Consider the following 817-nt stretch of genomic DNA (forward strand, 5'->3'; position numbering starts at 1 on the left):
CGATGTGACGGTGCAGGCGCAGATACTGGCAGTGCTGCGTTCGTTGCAGGAGCGGCTCGGCCTTGGCCTGGTGCTGATTACCCATGATCTCGGCGTCGTCGCCGGTCATGCCGACCGCGTCGCGGTCGTCTATTCCGGCCGTGTCGTCGAACAGGCTGGCGTATCCGAGCTGTTCGCCGACCCGCGCCATCCCTATACGCGCGGCCTCATTGCCTCGATCCCCAATCTCGAGGAAAGCCGCGAGCGGCTGTTTTCGATCGATGGCTCGCCACCCGCACTTGGGCGCTTGCCGGGCGGCTGCGCCTTCCATCCGCGCTGCATCTATGCCGAGGCACGCTGCAGGACCGAGGATCCGCCTTTGCACGACATAGGCGGCCGCTTCTCGGCCTGCCATTTCGCGACGACCTTGCCGCCCTTCCATAGCGCCTCGCTGGCGGCGGCAGAACTGGACAGTGGAAGCATGGCCCCATGAGCGCAGTGGAGCAAACTCAAGTCGAAACCAAGCCGGCGGCAGCGCTTTCCGTGCGCCATCTTGTCAAGGATTTTCCGGTTCGCGGTGGCCTCGTCTTCGATCGCGCGGTTGCCCATGTGCGTGCGGTGGCCGATGTGTCCTTTGACTTGGCGCCGGGCGAAACGCTGGGCCTCGTCGGCGAATCCGGTTGCGGCAAGTCGACTCTCGGACGCTGCCTGATGCGGCTGATCGAGCCCACCAGCGGCGAAAGCTGGTTCCGGGGCCAGAACCTGCTCGCCCTCAACCACGAAGACATGCGCCTGATGCGGCGCTACATCCAGCTGGTCTTCCAGGACCCGTACGGGT

General features: G+C 65.2%; 2 protein-coding genes. Both read left to right on the forward strand.

Features of this window, described 5'->3' with window-relative positions:
* On the forward strand, window positions 1–472 hold a 472-nt coding region (locus EN984_RS36345; RefSeq protein WP_164766003.1), incomplete at its 5' end, for an oligopeptide/dipeptide ABC transporter ATP-binding protein.
* The coding region (locus EN984_RS36350) for an ATP-binding cassette domain-containing protein (RefSeq protein WP_127384441.1) at window positions 469–817 on the forward strand (349 nt) is incomplete at its 3' end. The genes EN984_RS36345 and EN984_RS36350, both read left to right, overlap by 4 nt.

Source organism: Mesorhizobium sp. M7A.F.Ca.CA.004.12.1.1 (genome assembly GCF_003997835.1).
In the GTDB taxonomy this organism is placed as follows: Bacteria; Pseudomonadota; Alphaproteobacteria; order Rhizobiales; family Rhizobiaceae; genus Mesorhizobium.